This window comes from Variovorax humicola, assembly GCF_037889915.1.
In the GTDB taxonomy this organism is placed as follows: domain Bacteria; phylum Pseudomonadota; class Gammaproteobacteria; order Burkholderiales; family Burkholderiaceae_C; genus Variovorax; species Variovorax humicola.
This window is the reverse complement of sequence record NZ_JBBKZV010000001.1, coordinates 124,902-143,195: the sequence shown is the minus strand read 5'-3', so window position 1 is coordinate 143,195 and position 18,294 is coordinate 124,902. Positions and strand designations below refer to the sequence as shown.

The following is an 18,294-nucleotide window of genomic DNA, read 5'->3' as shown; positions in this document are numbered from 1 at the left end:
CCTCCGCGGCCGTTGGCCGATCGATCACCCGATCGGCCAGACCACGCCGTTGTCGTTGAGGATTGCGTCGAGCGGCACGTCGTGCGCCTCCGGCTCGAAGTCGTCCAGAAATCCCTGCGTGAAGCCTAGACCTACCGTGAACGGCCTGGGCTGCAGCGTCGCCAGCGTACGGTCGTAGAAGCCGCCGCCGTAGCCGAGCCGGTAGCCGCCCGCGCTGTAGCCCAGGCAAGGCACGAACAGCAGCGTCGGCACGATCAGCATCGTGTCCTTGGGCTTGGGGATGTCGAAGGCATCGTGCTCCATCGGGCAGCCGGGATACCAGGAATGAAAGGTCAGGGTCTTGTGCTGGCGGTTCATCACCGGCAAGCCGATCTGCCGCGGCTGCGGCGCGCCCTGCAATTCGCCGTCCTCCTTCCAGCGGTGCAGCGCCGGCAACGGGTCGAATTCGCCCTTGATCGGCCAGTACGCGCCGATCACGGTGTCGGGACGACCGACCAGCCATATTCGCATCACACGCTGGAGCAGGTCGGCGCGCTCCTGCCGGTCGGGCAACGCAAGGCGCTGCTCGATCAGTGCATTGCGCAGCTGAGTCTTGAGAAAACTGGCAGTGGCCGAGGTGTCGGCGCCCTTTGACTTGTCCATAATCCCCCGATGCAGTTTCGAAGCATTTTGGCACCCAAGAGCACCCTCCTCTCCATTCTTGTTCTGGCTGCAGTGGCCCTGTCGCTGCCGGCCCGCGCGCAAGGCAACCAGAACGACGACGTCCTGCTGCAGATGAAGCAGGCCTCCCAGCGCAGCGACAGGGCCCGGCTGGCCGCGCTGCTGCCGCAGGCACGCGGCCACATCCTGGAGCCTTGGGCCGCCTACTGGGAGCTCAAGGCGCGGTTGCAGGAAGCCAGCCCGCAGGAAGTGCAGGACTTCTTGACGCGCTACGCCGGCACTTATCAGGAAGACCGCCTGCGCAACGACTGGCTCTTGTTGCTCGGCCAGCGCCGGGACTGGGACGGTTTTGCCACGATGCATGACGGCTACCGCATGCGTGACGATGCACAGGTGCGCTGCTACGCCGTGCTGGTCGACATGCTGCGCAACGGCAATCCGACCGCGGCACAGGCCGACGAAGTCCGGCGCACCTGGTTTGCGCAACGCGAATCCGACGACGGCTGCATGACGGCGGCCGACCGCCTCGTCTCGGCCCGCATGCTCTCGCCGAACGACGTCTGGAAGAAGGCCCGGCTCTCTGTCGATGCCAACCGGCCGGGAGCCGCGCGTGGCGCCGTACTCATCGCGTCACCGGATGCCGTGCCCCAGTTCGACGAAATGAACGCAGGCGCGGCCAGGTACCTGGCCAAAAGCGGCCCGGTCGCTGGCAAGGCGCGCAGGGAAATCGTGGTGCTGGCGTTGATCCGGATCGCGGTGGCCGATCCCGACCAGGCGGCTGCGCAACTCGACGACAGGTGGAGCGCGTTGCTCTCGCCCGAAGAGCGCAACTGGCTCTGGGGCACGATCGGCAAGCAGGCTGCGCTCAAGCTGTCGCCGCAGGCCATGGGCTACTTTGGCAATGTCACGAAAAACGGCGACCTGAGCGACGACATGCTCGGCTGGAAGACCCGCGCCGCACTGCGCATGGGCAACTGGAAAGAGGTCCAGGCGGCGACCGCGGCCATGAGCCCCGACGCGCTGCAAGACCCGACATGGATCTATTGGCGGGCCCGCTCGCTGCAGGCCTTCGGCGGCGACGATCGCCGCGCCGAAGCGCGCCGCCTCTATGAAAGCATCGCCGGCACGCGCGGCTTCTACGAAATGCTGGCACTGGAGGAACTCGGCCAGCGCACCACCATGCCGACCCGGCCCGCGCCGCTCACCGCCGAGGAAAAGCGCGCCGCCACGAGCAATCCCGCGCTGAACCGTGCGCTCTATGCCATCTCGATGGGCCTGCGCGCCGAAGGCACACGCGAATGGAACTACGCCACAAACCTGCACGACAAGGGCGGCATGAACGACCGCGCGCTGCTGGCCGCCGCCGACTTCGCCTGCCAGCGCGAGGTGTGGGACCGCTGCATCAACACCAGCGAGCGCACCAAGAGCGTGATCGATCCCGAGCAACGCTTTCCGATGCCCTTCCACGACACGGTGCTCCGCAAGAGCGCCGACATAGGCCTCGACCCGGCCTACGTCTATGGCCTGATCCGCCAGGAGAGCCGCTTCATCATGGATGCGCGTTCGGGCGTTGGCGCCTCGGGCCTGATGCAGGTGATGCCAGCCACGGCCAAGTGGACCGCCAACAAGATCGGCCTGGCCGGCTTCACGCCGAATCAGATCAACGACCGCGAGACCAACATCGTCATCGGCACCAGCTACCTGAAGCTCGCCCTCGACGATTTCGATGGCTCGATGCCGATGGCGGCTGCCGCCTACAACGCCGGGCCGGGCCGGCCGCGCAACTGGCGCAACGGCCCGGTCGTCGAAGCCGCGATCTGGGCCGAGAACGTGCCCTTTGCCGAAACCCGCGACTACGTGAAGAAGGTGCTGGCCAACACCACCAACTACGCCGCCATCATCACCGGCAAGCCGCAGTCGCTGAAGGCGCGGCTGGGCTTGATCGGCCCGCGCGATGCGGCCGTGCCTGAAATCAACAAGGACCTTCCGTAGCGCAGGGCCGCGCATCAATCCGGCGCGTTTTCAGCATCACGGCAGGCGCGCGGAACGCTAGCATCGACGGCTCTACAAAGAAGGGGACTAGTCATGCGCCAGCTGTACGTGGGCAACAAGAACTATTCGTCGTGGTCGATGCGGCCGTGGGTGCTGATGAAGCAGGCCGGCATCCCGTTCGACGAGATCTTCGTGCGCTTCGATTCGTTCGGTCCCGACTCCGAGTTCAAGCGCATCATCGGCCCGCTGAATCCGACCGGCCTGGTGCCGGTGCTCGTCGAAGACGGGCTGGCCGTATGGGACACGCTGGCCATCGCCGAGTACCTGGCCGAGACCTGCCCCGAGGCGCAACTCTGGCCGGCCGACAAGGCGCAACGCGCCCGCGCCCGGAGCATCTGCGCCGAGATGCACGGCGGTTTCCAGGCGCTGCGTTCGGCCTGCGTCATGAACATCGAGGCCGACCTGGCGCAACAGGGCGCCTTGATCTGGCGCGACAACGCGGCCGCGCGCGGCGACGTGGCGCGCATCATTTCCATGTGGAGCGAGTTGCTCGCGGACCATGCTCCGAGCCACGCCGATGGCATGTTGTTCGGCCGCTTCAGCATTGCCGACGCGTACTACGCGCCGGTGGTCATGCGGCTGACGCGCTACGCCTTGCCGGTGCCGGTCGACGTGGCCGGCTACATGCGGCGCGTGGAAGCGTTGCCGGGCGTCAAGGCCTGGGTGGAGGGAGCGCTGGCAGAGCACGACTTCGTCGCATTCGACGAGCCGTACCGGCTCAAGCGCTGAGTCTTCTGCCGCGTCGAAGCGGCCCCGGTCAAGACCAGGCGGGCCCGCCCCTACACTCGCCCGATGGCCACTGGCATCAAGACTTATCTCGTGGGCGGCGCGCTGCGCGACCGCCTGCTCGGCCTGCCCGTTTCCGATCGCGACTGGCTGGTGGTCGGCGCCACGCCCGAGGAGATGACGGCGCGCGGCTACCTTCCGGTGGGCCGCGACTTCCCGGTGTTTCTGCATCCGAAGACGCGCGAGGAACATGCGCTGGCCCGCACCGAGCGCAAGAGCGCGCCGGGCTACCGTGGCTTCACGATCTACGCCTCGCCTGACGTCACCATCGAGGAAGACCTGGCCCGGCGCGACCTCACCATCAATGCGATCGCGCTGCCGTCCGAACTGGCTGACGCCGCGGTGACCGATGCGGCTGCATTGGTCGACCCTTTCCACGGCCAGCGCGACCTGCAGGACAAGGTGCTGCGCCATGTGACCGACGCCTTCCGCGAAGACCCGGTGCGCATCCTTCGCGTGGCGCGCTTTGCCGCACGTTTTCATGACTTCAGCGTCGCGCCCGAAACCATGGCGCTGATGCGCGGCATGGTCGAGGCGGGCGAGGTCGATGCGCTGGTGCCCGAGCGTGTATGGCAGGAGTTGGCGCGCGGCTTGATGGAAACCATGCCGTCGCGCATGTTCGCCGTGTTGCAGGAATGCGGTGCGATGCAAAGGCTGCTGCCGGAGATCGAGGCCCGCGCCGATCGGCTTCAGTCCATCGACCGCGCGGCGCGGAGGCTTGCGCCATTGCCGGTTCGCTTCAGTTGCCTCACGTGGGGTATCGGACCGTCGGTGCCCGGCGTCTGCGATCGTTTGCGGGCGCCCACGGACGAACGTGACCTGGCGGTGGTGTTCGAGCGCGAGGGCCAGGCCATCGGGGCGAGCGCCGCGCTGTGCGCCGCCGACATCGTTGCGCTGCTCGAGCGCTGCGATGCCATTCGCAAGCCGGCGCGTTTTGCGCAGCTCTTGCTGGCATGCGAGTGCTGTGGGGTCGGCGATGCGGCGGCGGCCGGCAAACGCCTGGAGGCTGCACTCTCGGCCGTCCAGGCTGTCGCCACGGATGCCATTGCGCGCCACGCGCAGTTGGCGGGGGAGGCGGGGCCCAGGATCGGTGATGCGATTCGGCGCGCGCGCATTGCGGCGGTTGCGCAGGCGCTGGCGTGAGGACCGCTCGTCAGGCCCTCCACCCCGACACCCTGCGACCCTGCGACCCTGACGATACAAGCCGGTTCCGCGGGTGCCGACGAACAGACTTCGCGGTGCTCGTCCTGGTTTTTCATGCGTCGCGGGTCGCGCGAAGCGCGGTGGAGAACCGATATGAACGGACTGTCGTTCATTTTGAGACATTGACCGACGCGCAAGGCGGCGCCGCGCTGCTAAGGTGGCCCGCTCATGCACCAACCTCCCCGCCTGACCCCCGACGCCGCGTTGTTCCTGGACTTCGACGGCACGCTGGTGGCGCTCGCCGAAACGCCCGAAGCCATTGAAGTACCGCCCGCACTCATCGGGCTTCTCGGTGATTTGCACGACCTGCTCGGCGGTGCGCTGGCAGTGGTGTCGGGGCGGCAGATCGACGTCATCGACCGTTTCCTGGCGCCGCTTCGATTGCCGGCGGCCGGCGAACATGGTGTCCAGCGGCGCGATGCCAGGGGCAACATGCAGGAGCAGCGCCCGCCGGACCTCGAAGCCGTGCTCGACGTGGCCAACAAGCTGGCCGGCGCCCACCCCGGCCTGCTGGTCGAGCGCAAGCATGCAGCCGTCGCCCTGCACTACCGGATGGCGCCGGACCTCGAAGCCGTTTGCCGCGAAGCCATGTGGGCCATCATCGCCCACCAGCCCCAATTGGAGATGCTGCACGGCAAGTTCGTGTTCGAGGTGAAGCCGGCCGGCATCAACAAGGGAGTCGCAATCGATGCCTTCATGCACGAGCCTCCCTTTGCCGGTCGCGTGCCGGTGTTCGCCGGCGACGACACCACCGACGAGAGCGGCTTCGCCGTCGTCCAGCCACACGGGGGCATTGCGATCAAGGTGGGCGGCGGACCGAGTCTGGCGACGCACCGGCTCGAGTCCACGCGCGCGGTGTTCGAGTGGCTGGTCGACGCGCGCAACCTTTTCGCGGCAACGCCGCAACAGCCAGCTGCCACGAACGCAGACCGGAACACATGAGCCGGCTCGTCGTCATCTCCAATCGCGTGGCCGACCCGCGCAAGCCGGCCGCCGGCGGGCTGGCCGTGGCGATCGGCGAATCGCTTCAGCAGAGCGGTGGCCTGTGGTTCGGCTGGAGCGGAACGGTCGTCGAAGGCGGCCCTTCGGGTGAAGGCGAGTTGCATCGCCAGCAGGCCGGCAAGGTCACGCTGGCCACCATCGACCTGAGCCGCGAAGACCATGACAGCTACTACCTGGGCTACAGCAACGACGTGCTGTGGCCGGTATTCCATAACAGGCTCGACCTTGCCCATTTCGACGCTGGCTTCATCGGCGGCTACCGGCGCGTGAACCAGTTGTTCGCGCGCAAGCTGCTGCCGCTGCTGCAACGCGACGACATCCTCTGGGTGCACGACTACCACCTGATCCCGCTGGCAGCCGAACTGCGCGCGATGGGTTGCCGGCAGCGCATCGGCTTCTTCCTGCACATTCCGCTGCCGCCGCAGATCATCATGGCCGCGATACCGCAGCACGAGTGGCTCATGCGCTCGCTGTTCGCCTATGACCTGATCGGCCTGCAATCGCACCAGGACCAGGAGCACTTCGAGCGCTACGTCCTGAACGAGGCACGCGGGAATGCGCTGGGCGGAGATACGTACCAGGCGTACGGACAAACGGTGCGCAGCAGCGCGTTTCCGATCGGCATCGACGTCGACGAATTCATGGTGCTCACGCATGCGAAAGAGGCGCAGGACATGTACATGACCATGAAAGGCGAGTATTCGAAGCGGCGACTGATGCTCGGCATCGACCGGCTCGATTATTCCAAGGGCATCCCGCACCGCGTACGCGCATTTCGCGAGTTGTTGGCGCACTACCCCGAGAACCGCCGCAGCGCCACCCTGATACAGATTGCCTCGCCCACGCGCGAGACGGTCGACGCCTATGGCGACATCCGGCGCGAACTGGAGTCGCTGTGCGGGGCCATCAACGGCGACTACGGCGAACTCGACTGGATGCCGGTGCGCTACATCCACCGCATGGTGGCGCGCAAGCGCGTGCCCGGGCTGTGCCGCGCGGCGGCCGTGGGGCTGGTCACGCCTTTGCGCGATGGCATGAACCTGGTCGCCAAGGAGTTCGTCGCGGCGCAAGACCCGGCCGATCCCGGCGTGCTGGTGCTATCGCGCTTCGCGGGCGCAGCCGAACAGATGAAGGAAGCGTTGCTGGTGAACCCCTACGACACGCACGGCACGGCCGAGGTCATGCAGCAGGCGCTGCACATGCCGCTGGAAGAACGGCGGCACCGGCACCAGAAGCTGCTGCAGGGCATCCGGGAACGGGACGTGCACTGGTGGCGCAGCACATTCCTGAAGGCGCTCAGCGAGGCGATTCCAGTAGGATGAAACACCTCCGAAGCGCCTGCGGCGCCGCCCTCCTCCAGGGCCTCCACGGGGCGGCGCACCCGGCGGCCCGGCAAAGCCGATTCCGCGGGTGCCCACGAACAGACCTCGCAGTGCTCGTCCTGGTTTCATGCGTCAGGGGTCACGCGATGGCGTGAGGCGAGCCGAAGCGATATCGCTATATCGCGCGGAGCAGCAGCGAGGCGCGCAGCCCCGGCGAGTCCGAGGCCGCGACGAAGTAATCGCCGGGCTCCACGGCACCTGCTGCGGCGTAGTCGCAGAGGTTGATCAAGGCATCGGCGGAATAGCAATGCGCGATGCGATTGACATTCCCGGTATAGATCTGGTCGGGCTCGAACCCGCCCTCGGTCTCCTTCAGCATCGTGATCGGCAAGAACACGTTGTTGCAGAAGACCCTTGCCACGCCGGGGGCCTGAAGTTGGCCCATGCCGAGCAACGCCTGGTTGGTCTGCATCGCGAGCTCGGAGCTGAAGGTCGCGTCCGCGCTCATGGTCTTGTTATCGGCGGCCATCGCTGATCCGATCAATTCATAGCCGCTCGCCGAATTGGCAGACATCACGCAGGCGCATGCCGCGTCGCTGAAGATCGCGTAGCGCAGGAAGCGTGCCTCGGCCTCAGGATGCACATCGCCCGCCACCACCAGCAGATTGCGAAAGCGGCCGCTTCGCAGCAGGCCGTCAGCCGTGGTCACGCCCGACAGCATCGCGGCGCAACCATTGAAGCCGAGCGTGATCGGGAACGCGTTGTCCAGGCCCAGCTCGACCAGGAAGCGGCACGCCGATGCCGTTGCGTCACGTTCGTGCACCGGCGAGATCGCATGGCAGAACAGCACGCCGTCGATCTCCAGCGGGTCCAGTCCCGCGTTCGCCAGCGCGCCGCGCGCCGCCGCCAGCTGCAGATCGAGGACGAGGCTGGTTGCGCGCCGATACTGTCCCCAGCCCCAAAGGGCCGGACGGTTGGGAAGCTTGAGTGCTTCGAAGCCGTTCGCGCTGCCGTATTCGAGGGCGTCTTCACCAAGAGCGTATGCGAGACCGTGGAGGATGTTGTTCTTGGAAACTTGCATGTATGGCAGCGATGAACGCCTATTTCAGCCGTCGCTGAGTTCGGAAACAAGGGCAGGTGACGGCACCGCGACCGGGGCCGCGATGCGCGCCGTCGCCGCCAGCTCGAAAAGTTGATCGCGGTAGTCCGCAAAGACCTGCGCCATCTGGACGCTGCTGAACAGTCCGGCCTTCCAGGTGCAGTCGACCATGAGCTTGTCGTCGTATTCGAGCACGTCGAACACCACGCCGGAGTCCTGGTCGGCGCGCGCGTTGAACCGGTAGTCCGCCTCCAGCCCCTTGAAGATGTGGGTGATGGCCCGCAGCCGCTGGGTGTGGACGAACGCCATCGCGACCGGCTCGACCAGCGTGTCCTGGTTTTCGTAGGCGGCGATCAGCTTGCCCTGAACCTCCTGCAGCAATTCGGTGAACGGGCGAGCACCCGCATTGGCGGTGCGGATCGGCAGCAAATTGGTGCAGGCACCGATCAGCCTCGGCATGTTGGCCGCGGACTGGCCCGCAAAGGGCGTGGCCACGACCACGGAGCCGCCGGCCACGTGCCGGTGCAATACGACGTGCAGCGCTCCGAACAAGGTGTTGAAGAGGCTGCAGCGCCAGTTCGCGCTCGCGTCCTTGAGCGCCGCCAATGTCGGTGCGTCGACGACGAACGCCGCATGGGCCAGTTCGCCTCCGGCGTCTTGCGACGACGCGGCCGCGCCCTTGAATTCCGGGGCGCGCGGCGCACCTGCGAGCTCCAGCGCCCAATGGGCTTGCTGGGCCTGTGCGCGCGGGCTTGCGAGGAACGCCGCCTCCCGCGCTGCATAGTCCACGAACTGCTCGGCCACCGGCGGCGCGACACTGCCCGTCTCCACATGCTGGCTATACGCGTGCGCCAGTTCCTCGATAAGCACGTCGATCGACCAGCGGTCGCACACGGCTGAATGCGCGGTCATGACAAGCATCTGCCGCTGCGCGTCGATGCGCAGCACCGAGAAGCGCACCAACGGCGCCGACGCAAGGTCGAAGGGACGCCGCATCTCCGCGTCGATCGTGGCCTGCACGCCGTTGGCATCGGTGTCGACCCATCGGATCTCGGGACGGCTCCGGGCCTCGGCATGCGCCGCGCTGCCGTCCGCGACGAATGAAGCGCGCAACATGTCGTGCGCATCGCAAAGACTCTCGATCGCGGCTTCCAGCGATTCCTTGCGCGGCACGCCGGCGAACTCGATGGCGACGGACTCCAGATGCGCCAGACCGGCTTGCGCATCGGCCGCTTCGGCCGCCAGCATGGCGCGCTGCGCGACCGTGGTCGGGATTGCGCGCAGCGTCGCGACCGGCGAGGCAGGCGCTTCGGTTTGCGCGGCGGTCGCTGCAGGCGATGCGGCCGCGCCCGAGCGTGCCGGCATCTGCGCCAGCAGGTGCGCTGACAACGCGCCAAGCGAGGACAGGTCCCTCAGCAGTTGGCGGAACGTGATGGTCACCGCGAAGCGTTCCTTCACCATGTAGGTGATCGGCGTCAGGAGCAGAGAATCGAGCCCGAGTTCGAAGAACGTCGCACTGAGGTCGGCTTCCTGCATGTTCTCGCCAGACACCTCTTCGAGGATGGTGCGCAGCTCCTTGACTATGCGCTGGCTCGCAGTGTCCGGGTCGGCGGCGGCCGCTTCCTCCGTGTCGCCCATCGGCTGGCTGGTCGTGTCGGTGGCCGTGGGCGTGGCGGTGCGCACGTTGGCCGGCTCGACCCAGTAGCGCTTGCGTTCAAACGGATAAGTCGGCAGCGGCACGCGATACGCCACGTCGTCCTGGAAATACGCGTTCCAATCGACCTCGACCCGGTTCACCCACAACTGCCCGATGGCGCGTGCGAGCGCGCGGCATTCCGCATGGTCCTCGCTCGAATCGGCCAGCGAGGGAATCGCGACCTGCTTGCCCTTGTGCACTGCCTGCGTCATCGCGAGCGACGACATCGAGCCACGCGGGCCGATCTCCAGGATCACCCGGTTCTCCTGATCCCACAACGTCTTGATCGCAGCGGAGAAGTTCACCGGGCGCGTGATGTGCGAGGCCCAGTAGTTCGGGTCCTGCGCCTGCGCGGCAGTGAGTTCCAGGCCGGTCACCGTCGAGACGATCTGGATTCGCGGCGCGCTCAGGCGCACCTCGCGCACGATGTCCAGGAACGGCTGCACCGCGGGTTCCATCATCCAGGAGTGGAACGCATGCGACGTATGCAGTTTCTGGCAGCGCACCGCCCGGGCATCGAGCTTGGCCATGAGCGCGTCGATCTCCTCGGCCGGGCCGGCGACGACGCAGAGGCTGGGACTGTTGATGGCCGCGACCGAGAGCCGCGTGCCTTCGAGATCGGCCGCGAGATCCTGTTGCGCCAGCCGTACCGACAACATCACGCCGCGCGGCAATGCGCCCATGAGGCGGCCGCGCGCGGCAATGATCCGAATACCGTCCTCGAGCGAGAACACGCCCGCCAGCACGGCGCAGACGTACTCGCCGATGCTGTGGCCGCACAACACCGCCGGCTGCACGCCCCAGCTCATCCAGAGCGTCGCGAGCGAATACTCGATACAGAACATCGCCGGCTGCGTGATGTGGGTGCTGTTGAGCTTGGCCTCACGCTCGGCCTTGTCGTCGGCCTCCGCGCCAATGCCCATGACGAGGCGCCGCAGGTCTTCTCCCAGATGCGGCAGCAGCAGGTCGGCACAGCGGTCGAATGCGGCCTTGAAGGCTGGCTCGGTCTGGTACAGGTCATGCCCCATGCCGAGGTACTGCGCGCCCTGGCCCGGGAACAGGAAGCTGAGTTCGGGCGTGGCATTGCTCGCGGCCTTGCGTGGCGCCGAGATCTCCTCGAACTGCCCTGGGCGCGTGATGTCGCACAAGGCGAAGCGGCGCTGCTTCAGGCGCTTGCGGCCGACTGCCAGCGTGAACGCAGCGTCGACCGGGCGCGGCGCCGCGTCGGCCGCAAAGGCTGCGCCGACGCGTTCGGTCAGTTCCTTCAGGGCCGTCTCGGTCGCTGCCGACAACAGCACCGGCAGCCACGGCCGGGCAGGCCTGCCAGCGGCTCGCGGCACCTCGGGGCTCTCCTCGATCACGACGTGTGCGTTGGTGCCGCAGAAGCCGAAGGAGCTGATGCCCGCGCGCCGCGCGTTGTTGCCCGGCGCCCAGTCGATCAACTGGGTGTTGATGTAGAACGGGCTGTTCTCGATGTCGATGTTCGGGTTGATCGCATTGAAGTTGACCAGCGGCGGGATCTTCTTGTGTTGCAGCGCCAGCGCGGTCTTGATCACGCCGATCGCGCCGGCGGCGGTGGTCGGATGGCCGAGATTGCCCTTGACCGAGCCGAGCGCGCAGTAGTTCTTCTGCTTGCTGTCCAGCTCGAACACGTTTCGCAGCGCCTGGAACTCGATCGGGTCGCCCACCGGCGTCGCCGTGCCGTGCGCTTCCATGTAGGTCACCGAGGACGGCAGGATGCGTGCCCGCGCCTGCGCGGTGGCAATCACTTCCATCTGGCCCTTCACGCTGGGCGCGAGATAGCTCTTCTTGCCCAGTCCGTCGTGGTTCACGGCGGAGCCGCGGATCACCGCGAGGATGTTGTCGTGGTCGGCGATCGCATCGCTCAGGCGCTTGAGCACCACCACGCCGGCGCTGTCCGAGAACATGGTGCCGCTGGCGTTGTCGGAGAACGGCCGGCAACGCCCGTCGCCGGTGAAGATGCCCGACGGCTCGTGCATCTGGCCGCTCATCTGCGGCGTGCGCAACTCGATCGCGCCGGCCACGGCGGCGTCGCACTGGTAGCTGAGCAGGCTCTGGCAGGCGTTGTCGATGCAGACCAGGCCGGTCGAGCAGGCCGTGTGCACGCTCACGCTGGGTCCGGTCAGGTTGAGCTTGTGCGATACCAGCGTGGCAATGTGGTCCTTCTCGCGGCCGATCTCGACCTGCACCTCGCCGACCATGCGGATCAGGTTCGGTCGGGTGGAAACGTTGTGGTAGTAGTAGAAGTTGTTGCCCATGCCGGCGTACACGCCGAACAGGCCCTCGAAGCGGTCCGGGTCGTAGCCGGCGTTTTCCATCGCCTCCCACGCGATCTCGAGGAACACGCGCTGCTGCGGATCCATCACGGCCGCTTCGTTCGGGCTCACGCCGAAGAAGGACGCGTCGAACATCTCCGGGTTCTTGATCATCCCCCGCGCGCGTATGTAGTTCGGGTTCTCGCGGTCTTGCACGTCCACCGCGGGATCGTCTTCCTCGGGCGTGAAGCGCGTGACCGTGTCGAGGCCTTCGGACAGCACCGTCCAGAACTCATCGATCGTGTTGGCACCGGGGAACCGGCCGGCCATGCCGATGATCGCGATCGCCTCGCCGTCGGCGCCGGCTGCCCCCTTGCGCTGGCGCAGCGCCATGCGGGCACGGGCACTCTCGCGTACTTTCTCGAGGTAGAGCTTGTCGTCCTGGTGGGCGAGGAAGGAATTGACGGTCGGATGTTCGAAAAGGTCGCCGACGCTGACGCGGCAGCGCGCGCGCTTGGACAAGGTCGCGGCGATGTAGTTGGCCTGCAGCGAATCTATGCCGAGGTCGAACAGGTTGGCATCGGGATCGACGTCGTGCAGCTTGACCAGCCGCGCCACGATCGCCGTCAGCATCGCGCGCAGGTCGGTCGCGTCCGCCTCGGTCTGCGAAACGTCCCCACTGTCGCCGTCGTCCTCGAAGGCCGCGGTGGCAAGTACCTTCTTGTCGACCTTGCCGTTCGGCGTAAGCGGCAGCGAATCGAGCGTGAACACGCTCGACGGCACCATGTACTCGGGCAAGCGCGTGGTCAGGAACGCCTTGATGCTGCGCTGGTCGGCGCTGCCGGGGGCCTGCGTCACGATGAACGCCACCAGTTGGTTCTCGCCGAGCGGGTCCCTGCGGCATACGACGGCGCCCTGCTCGACGCCAGGGCATTCCAGCATGTGCTTCTGCACGTCGTTGAGCTCGATGCGGAAGCCACGCACCTTCACCTGCTCGTCCATGCGGCCAACGATCTGCAGCGAACCGTCGGTATTGAAGCTTGCGACGTCTCCGGTGCGGTAGAGCCGCGCCTGCGGATCGTCCGAGAACACATCGCGCACGAATCGCGCCGTGGTCAGCGCCTCTTGCGTGTAGCCCAAGGTCACGCCGTCGCCGCCGATGTAGAGCTCGCCGGAACTGCCGGCTGGCAGCGGTCGCATGGCCTCGTCGAGGACGTGGACAGTCGTGTTGAGGATCGGGTAGCCCACCGAAATCGGAGCCGCCGGGTCCTTGATCTGGCAGCAGGTCGACCAGACCGTGGTCTCGGTCGGTCCGTACATGTTCCAGAGGCTGGCCGTCACGCCGCAGATCTTCTGCGCCAGCGGGTTGTCCAGCATCTCCCCGCCGCACAGCACCTTGAGCTTGGGCGCACCTTTCCAGTCGGCCAGGAACAGCATGCGCCAGGTCGCTGGCGTTGCCTGCATGACAGTGGCGCCGCTGGCACGGATCAGCTCCGCGAGTTGCTGGCCATCCATCGTTTCTTCCTTCGAGGCGAGCGCGATACGCGCCCCAGTGACCAGCGGCAGGAACAGCTCGAGCACGGAAATGTCGAAGGATGGCGTGGTCACCGCGACCAGCACGTCCGACTCGTCCAGGCCCGGCGTCTGCTGCATGCTGCGCAGGAAATTGAGTACCGCCCCGTGGTGTACCTTCACGCCCTTGGGCTTGCCCGTGGAGCCCGAGGTGTACATGACATAGGCCAGGTCGCGGGGGTCGTCCTCGCCCGCTTCGACCACTGCCGCCGCGACTGCGGCGGTGGCCGGTTCGATCGCCAGGTCAATGCAATGCACTGGCGGCACCGACAGCTTGATCGCCCCATGGTGAATCAGGTAGCGTAGCTGCGCGTCTTCCACGATGTGGTCGAGCCGTTCCCTCGGAAACGCGGTGTCCAGCGGCACATAGGCGCCGCCCGCCTTGTGAATGCCGAGCATCGCGGCGAGCATGCCGACAGATCGCTCCACATGCAGGCCCACCAAGTCGTTGCGTACCACTCCAAGGCTACGCAACTGGCGAGCGATGCCTTCTGCGCGAGCGTCCAGCTCGCCGTACGTCATGGGAGTGCCCCGGAACATGACCGCCACCCGGTCCGGATGCGCCGCTGCACGAGCTTCGAAGAGACGCGTGAATCGTTGGTAGGTGCTGGAATTCATGTGGATTTACTCGAGACCAAATAGGGATGCCTCGGCGAGTCACGTCTCTCCGCTGAAGCAGATGGTTGCCCACTAAGTCCGAAAATCAGGAAACAACCGTTTCCACATAGTGCGCGACTTCTGTAAATATTAAAACAAAAGGTGACACAAAAAGCGGCATTTCGGCATAGTTCCATTGACGGAGGAAGCCCCCGATTCCGGTCCTGTGCCGGGGCCGGAATGTCGGCAAACTCGAGCCGTCAGCGCCTGCGATCGATTCGCTTCAGTCCAGCAGCGCCAGCGCCGCATAGTCACCAACCTTGTCGGCCAGGCCCGCGGTCAATAGCGTGACACCTTCCGTCAACGCTGGCAACTTGCCCGCGATCTCGGCCTGGAGGCGTGGCAGCAGAAATGCCCGGTTGTTCCAGAACACGCTGCCGCCCAGGCTGATTCGCTCCAGATCGAGCGTGGCGATCAGGTTGAAGAGCATGCGACCCATCACGCGGCACAGGGATTCGACACGGGCCAGCGCCGCGGCATCGCCACCCGCCGCCGCGGCGAACAGTTCCTTTGCCGGCTGGCCGTAGCGGCGTGCGATCGAATTGCCCGCGACGAGCCCTTCGACGTCGCCAACGTTGCCGCAGCCGCACAACGCGTTGGTGTCGTCGTCGACCACGAAGCCGTGGCCGGAATGGCCGGCGTTGCCGTTCTTGCCGCGCAGTACGCGCCCATCGACACAGAGACCGACGCCGATGCCCGTACTCCATGTGACATAGGCGCAGTGGTGGGCGCCCTTGAGCGCGCCCCAGCGCCGTTCCGCCTCGAGTGCGCCGACAGCGTCGTTTTCCACGCGCACCACGTCGAAGCGATGCCGCAGCGGGCCCTCGACGGGCGCCGTCTTCCAGTCGTTGGGCAAACCGCGCGCGGGGCCGGCCATGCCGCCGCAGATGTTGGGGGTGGACAGCGCGATGCCGCCCGCGTCGATCACGAACGGCCCAGCTGCCGACACGCCGGCACGCCGCACCGCTTCGGGTGCGATGCCCTGCTCGGCGCACACCTCGTCCACCATGCGCAGGATCTGGCGCGAGACGGCAAGGTTGTCGCCGGTCTTGACGGTGGGTTCGCTGCGACGGCCAAGCAAGGGTCTCGGGCTGCCGTTCAGCGATTCACCATCGGCGGCGATGCTCACGGCGAGCTTGGTGCCGCCGATATCTACACAGGCTCTCATGAAGTCTCTGTCCTTGTGGTCATATCCAGCGTGCGATCAGCGCGGCAATCATGCTGAGCACCACGGTGCTCGCGATCGGCAGTTGCCAGTTTCGCCCGAAAATCCTGAATTCAAAATCGCCGGGCAGGCGCCCGAAGCCATGTCGGCGCAACCAGTCGGTCAGTCCGCTCATCAGCAGCAATGCGAGCACCACGACGATGAGCCAGCGGATCATGCGTTCAACAGCGCCAGTGCCGCACCATGCAATGCCGGCGTTGCGGCGGCGATCACGCGGCCATCGGACTTCAAGCCGAGCCGCCGCCCTTGCCAGTCGGTGATGACGCCGCCCGCAGCCTCGATCAGGCCTGCGGGACCGAGGTAGTCGTAGGGTTGCAACCCGGCCTCGACCACCAGGTCGATGGTGCCGCCGGCAAGCTGCGCATAGCCGTAGCAGTCGCCACCGAAACGCCGCATCGCGCACGCGCGGCTGAGCCGGTCGAAAGCCTGCCAGTCGGCCGGCCCGAAGATGTCCGGCGAGGTGGTGACGATCCGGGCCTTGGCGACCTCGACGACGGTACTGACGCGCACTGGCTGCCCGTTGCGCTCGGCGCCGATACCGGCCTGCCCGACCCATCGCTCGCCCAGCACCGGCATGTCGACCATGCCCAGGGCGATGCGCCCACCTTCGAGCAAGCCGATCAGCGTGCCCCACAACGGCGAGCCTGTGATGAAGCTGCGCGTGCCGTCGATGGGGTCGAGCACCCAGATGCTTTCGGCGTCCAGCCGCTCGAGCCCGTGCTCCTCGCCATAGATGCCATCGCCCGCGCGCAGTGTGCCGAGGATCTCGCGCATGGCGGTTTCGGCCGCGCGGTCGGCCAGCGTCACCGGGCTCTCGTCGGCCTTGGTGATGATGTCGAGCGGCGTGCGAAACCAGCGCATCGACTCGACCGCTGCCGCGTCGGCCAGCGCCTGCGCAATGCGCAGCGATTCCTCGGGGGATCTGGAACTCATGTTTTCTCGAAAGTGGACAAGACGAGATTAGAACCGAGCCGACCCGAATTGACAGGGTTTGCAGGCGGCCCCTAGCATGCAGACGCACTCGCCCAGCGCCGAAACACGGCCCGCGGCACGGAGTCGGCATGAGACTGATTGTTCGCACCTTCCTGCGCAACGTGCTTTGCGCGCTGGTGCTGCTGGGCGGGGTCGCCGGCCTTGCCGGAGCCACGCCGCCGCCGAGCGAAGACAAGATCATCCTGGCCCTGATCCAGCGCGTGGAAGCGCGGACCGACCTGGTGTTCGTGCGCAACGGCAGCGACCACAATGCCGCGGAAGCCGCGACCCACCTGCGCACCAAATACAAGTACTTCAAGGTCGAGCTCATCGACGCGGAAGACTTCATCGAGCGCTGCGGCTCGCGCTCGGAACTCACCCGGATCGCCTACAAGGTCAAGGCTGCGGACGGCAGCGGCGTACGCGACGCCGGCGATTTCTTGCGCGAGGAATTGCGTGCGCTGCGCCAGCACTAGTATGAAACACCCCCGATGCGCCTGCGGGCGAGGGGGCGCACCTAGCGGCCCGGCAAAGCCGGTTCCGCGGGTGCCCACGAACAGACTTCGCCGTGCTCGTCCTGGGTTTCATGCGTTGCGGGTCACGCGGTCGCGTGGTGGAAAACTGATTTGAGGTCCTCACAGAAGCAGGCGCTGGCTGCCGCTCACAAGGCGTGCGAGCGATCTCCCTGCGCGAATCCGATCGCCTCCCACGGCTCGCCGACCGCAAGGCCGATTACCTTGAACAGCTCTCCCATCTCATGCTCGTTGATGAGTCGGGCCGCGAGTGCGCGCTGCGCCAACGTGGCCTGTTCCATCTTCGAAACCAGGCCGCAATTGATCAGAAAGCGCGCCTGGCTGCTGTAGCCGAGCACTTGCAAACCCGCGTTCTGCCCGGCGAGCGCGATGCCGGTGAAGTTGACGTGCGCGGTGATGTCCTTGGCGCCCACGTCCACCAGCGGGTCGCCATCGGCCTGGTGCGCCTTGTGGCACATCAACGTTCCCATGTGGCGCTGCGGGTGGTAGTACTCGGCTTCGGGAAAACCGTAGTCGAGGAAGAAAGCCGCGCCTTGCGTGAGCCGGTCCGCCAAGGTGGCGACGAAGGCCTCGGCCTGCGGGTGGATCTCGGTCAGGTAGTCCTGCGGGCCTTCGGGCTCGACGGGCGGCCGCAGCTCGGTAGGACGGTCTTGCCAAGACCAGCCGTCGCCCTGCGCCACCACGCCGCGCTCGAACCACCGGCCCTTCACGCGCGCCAGCAGCTGCACCGGCATCGCGTCGAGCACCTCGTTGCCTACCACGACGCCCTGCATGGTGTCGGGCAAGGCGCTGAGCCATTCGATCCGGTCGCCGAATCGGTCCAGGGTGAGGCGCTGGCGCGCGCGGAGGCTGCCGGAGAGGTCGACGATTCGGTAGCGCTTGACGCGCGGGCCCAGGGCGTCGAGCGCATCGAGCAGTTGGGCCGCCAGCGCGCCCGAGCCGGCGCCGAACTCCCACACCGTGTCGGTGCCGGTTTTCTCCAGCGCCTCGGCGATCTGCACGGCCAGCGCCTGGCCGAACAGCGGCGTCAGTTCCGGCGCGGTGACGAAGTCGCTGCCGGACGACGGCATCTGGCCGAACTTGCGGCTGTCGTTGGCGTAATAGCCGAGGCCCGGCGCATACAGGGCGAGCGCCATGAACCGGTCGAAGGGCAGCCAGCCGCCCGAGCGGGAAAGCGTGGCGTCGATAATCCGGGTCAGCGGATGGGCGCGTTCTGCGCCTGGCTCCAATTTCATGGAA

General features: G+C 66.6%; 13 protein-coding genes. 6 read left to right on the top strand and 7 right to left on the bottom strand.

Going from position 1 to position 18,294, the window contains the following annotated elements:
* Nucleotides 1-24: 24 nt before the first annotated feature.
* Nucleotides 25-642: a 5-formyltetrahydrofolate cyclo-ligase gene (locus tag WKW80_RS00615; protein ID WP_340361595.1), complete on the bottom strand. Its 618-nt coding sequence runs from the start codon at nucleotides 640-642 to the stop codon at nucleotides 25-27.
* Nucleotides 643-651: 9 nt separating this feature from the next.
* Here WKW80_RS00615 and WKW80_RS00610 point away from each other — a divergent pair, with 9 nt between their 5' ends.
* The 5 genes from WKW80_RS00610 to WKW80_RS00590 all read left to right on the top strand — a co-directional run bounded on the left by WKW80_RS00610 (nucleotide 652) and on the right by WKW80_RS00590 (nucleotide 7,025).
* Entirely contained in the window at nucleotides 652-2,652 is a 2,001-nt protein-coding gene (locus WKW80_RS00610) for a lytic transglycosylase domain-containing protein (protein WP_340361594.1), read from the top strand.
* A gap of 93 nt (nucleotides 2,653-2,745) precedes the next feature.
* Complete coding sequence (locus WKW80_RS00605) at nucleotides 2,746-3,441, top strand: glutathione S-transferase family protein (protein ID WP_340361593.1); 696 nt, start codon at nucleotides 2,746-2,748, stop codon at nucleotides 3,439-3,441.
* Nucleotides 3,442-3,516: 75 nt separating this feature from the next.
* Nucleotides 3,517-4,641 carry a tRNA nucleotidyltransferase/poly(A) polymerase-related protein gene (locus tag WKW80_RS00600; protein ID WP_340362174.1) on the top strand — a complete coding sequence of 375 codons (1,125 nt, stop codon included), beginning with the start codon at nucleotides 3,517-3,519 and terminating at the stop codon, nucleotides 4,639-4,641.
* Nucleotides 4,642-4,869: 228 nt separating this feature from the next.
* On the top strand, nucleotides 4,870-5,643 hold the full coding sequence (gene otsB / locus WKW80_RS00595; protein ID WP_340361592.1) for a trehalose-phosphatase: 774 nt from the start codon (nucleotides 4,870-4,872) through the stop codon (nucleotides 5,641-5,643).
* Complete coding sequence (locus tag WKW80_RS00590; RefSeq protein ID WP_340361591.1) at nucleotides 5,640-7,025, top strand: alpha,alpha-trehalose-phosphate synthase (UDP-forming); 1,386 nt, start codon at nucleotides 5,640-5,642, stop codon at nucleotides 7,023-7,025. Before otsB ends, WKW80_RS00590 begins: the two co-directional genes overlap by 4 nt.
* Before the next feature lie 175 nt (nucleotides 7,026-7,200).
* Here the strand turns inward: WKW80_RS00590 and WKW80_RS00585 are convergent, their stop codons facing one another.
* The 5 genes from WKW80_RS00585 to WKW80_RS00565 all read right to left on the bottom strand — a co-directional run bounded on the left by WKW80_RS00585 (nucleotide 7,201) and on the right by WKW80_RS00565 (nucleotide 16,483).
* On the bottom strand, nucleotides 7,201-8,106 hold the full coding sequence (locus WKW80_RS00585) for a hypothetical protein (RefSeq protein WP_340361590.1): 906 nt from the start codon (nucleotides 8,104-8,106) through the stop codon (nucleotides 7,201-7,203).
* A gap of 24 nt (nucleotides 8,107-8,130) precedes the next feature.
* Nucleotides 8,131-14,286 carry a non-ribosomal peptide synthetase/type I polyketide synthase gene (locus WKW80_RS00580; RefSeq protein WP_340361589.1) on the bottom strand — a complete coding sequence of 2,052 codons (6,156 nt, stop codon included), beginning with the start codon at nucleotides 14,284-14,286 and terminating at the stop codon, nucleotides 8,131-8,133.
* 262 nt (nucleotides 14,287-14,548) lie between these two features.
* The gene (locus WKW80_RS00575; RefSeq protein ID WP_340361588.1) at nucleotides 14,549-15,493 is read right to left on the bottom strand and encodes an ROK family protein; all 945 of its coding nucleotides are present in this window, start codon (nucleotides 15,491-15,493) and stop codon (nucleotides 14,549-14,551) included.
* A gap of 19 nt (nucleotides 15,494-15,512) precedes the next feature.
* Entirely contained in the window at nucleotides 15,513-15,707 is a 195-nt protein-coding gene (locus tag WKW80_RS00570) for a DUF2905 domain-containing protein (RefSeq protein WP_340361587.1), read from the bottom strand.
* On the bottom strand, nucleotides 15,704-16,483 hold the full coding sequence (locus WKW80_RS00565) for an inositol monophosphatase family protein (RefSeq protein ID WP_340361586.1): 780 nt from the start codon (nucleotides 16,481-16,483) through the stop codon (nucleotides 15,704-15,706). Before WKW80_RS00565 ends, WKW80_RS00570 begins: the two co-directional genes overlap by 4 nt.
* 128 nt (nucleotides 16,484-16,611) lie before the next feature.
* Here WKW80_RS00565 and WKW80_RS00560 point away from each other — a divergent pair, with 128 nt between their 5' ends.
* A complete protein-coding gene (locus WKW80_RS00560; protein ID WP_340361585.1) occupies nucleotides 16,612-16,998 on the top strand; it encodes a DUF5329 family protein in 387 nt (128 codons plus the stop codon).
* Nucleotides 16,999-17,183: 185 nt separating this feature from the next.
* Here the strand turns inward: WKW80_RS00560 and WKW80_RS00555 are convergent, their stop codons facing one another.
* A complete protein-coding gene (locus tag WKW80_RS00555) occupies nucleotides 17,184-18,290 on the bottom strand; it encodes a class I SAM-dependent methyltransferase (protein WP_340361584.1) in 1,107 nt (368 codons plus the stop codon).
* Nucleotides 18,291-18,294: the final 4 nt, after the last annotated feature.

What these genes read in the sequence shown, in the direction of transcription:
- WKW80_RS00615 (WP_340361595.1), bottom strand. Translation starts at nt 642, where the DNA reads ATGGACAAGTCAAAGGGCGCCGACACCTCGGCCACTGCCAGTTTTCTC.
- WKW80_RS00565 (WP_340361586.1), bottom strand. Translation starts at nt 16,483, where the DNA reads ATGAGTTCCAGATCCCCCGAGGAATCGCTGCGCATTGCGCAGGCGCTG.
- WKW80_RS00580 (WP_340361589.1), bottom strand. Translation starts at nt 14,286, where the DNA reads ATGAATTCCAGCACCTACCAACGATTCACGCGTCTCTTCGAAGCTCGT.
- WKW80_RS00605 (WP_340361593.1), top strand. Translation starts at nt 2,746, where the DNA reads ATGCGCCAGCTGTACGTGGGCAACAAGAACTATTCGTCGTGGTCGATG.
- WKW80_RS00575 (WP_340361588.1), bottom strand. Translation starts at nt 15,493, where the DNA reads ATGAGAGCCTGTGTAGATATCGGCGGCACCAAGCTCGCCGTGAGCATC.
- WKW80_RS00570 (WP_340361587.1), bottom strand. Translation starts at nt 15,707, where the DNA reads ATGATCCGCTGGCTCATCGTCGTGGTGCTCGCATTGCTGCTGATGAGC.
- WKW80_RS00590 (WP_340361591.1), top strand. Translation starts at nt 5,640, where the DNA reads ATGAGCCGGCTCGTCGTCATCTCCAATCGCGTGGCCGACCCGCGCAAG.
- WKW80_RS00610 (WP_340361594.1), top strand. Translation starts at nt 652, where the DNA reads ATGCAGTTTCGAAGCATTTTGGCACCCAAGAGCACCCTCCTCTCCATT.
- WKW80_RS00555 (WP_340361584.1), bottom strand. Translation starts at nt 18,290, where the DNA reads ATGAAATTGGAGCCAGGCGCAGAACGCGCCCATCCGCTGACCCGGATT.
- WKW80_RS00585 (WP_340361590.1), bottom strand. Translation starts at nt 8,106, where the DNA reads ATGCAAGTTTCCAAGAACAACATCCTCCACGGTCTCGCATACGCTCTT.
- otsB (WP_340361592.1), top strand. Translation starts at nt 4,870, where the DNA reads ATGCACCAACCTCCCCGCCTGACCCCCGACGCCGCGTTGTTCCTGGAC.
- WKW80_RS00560 (WP_340361585.1), top strand. Translation starts at nt 16,612, where the DNA reads ATGAGACTGATTGTTCGCACCTTCCTGCGCAACGTGCTTTGCGCGCTG.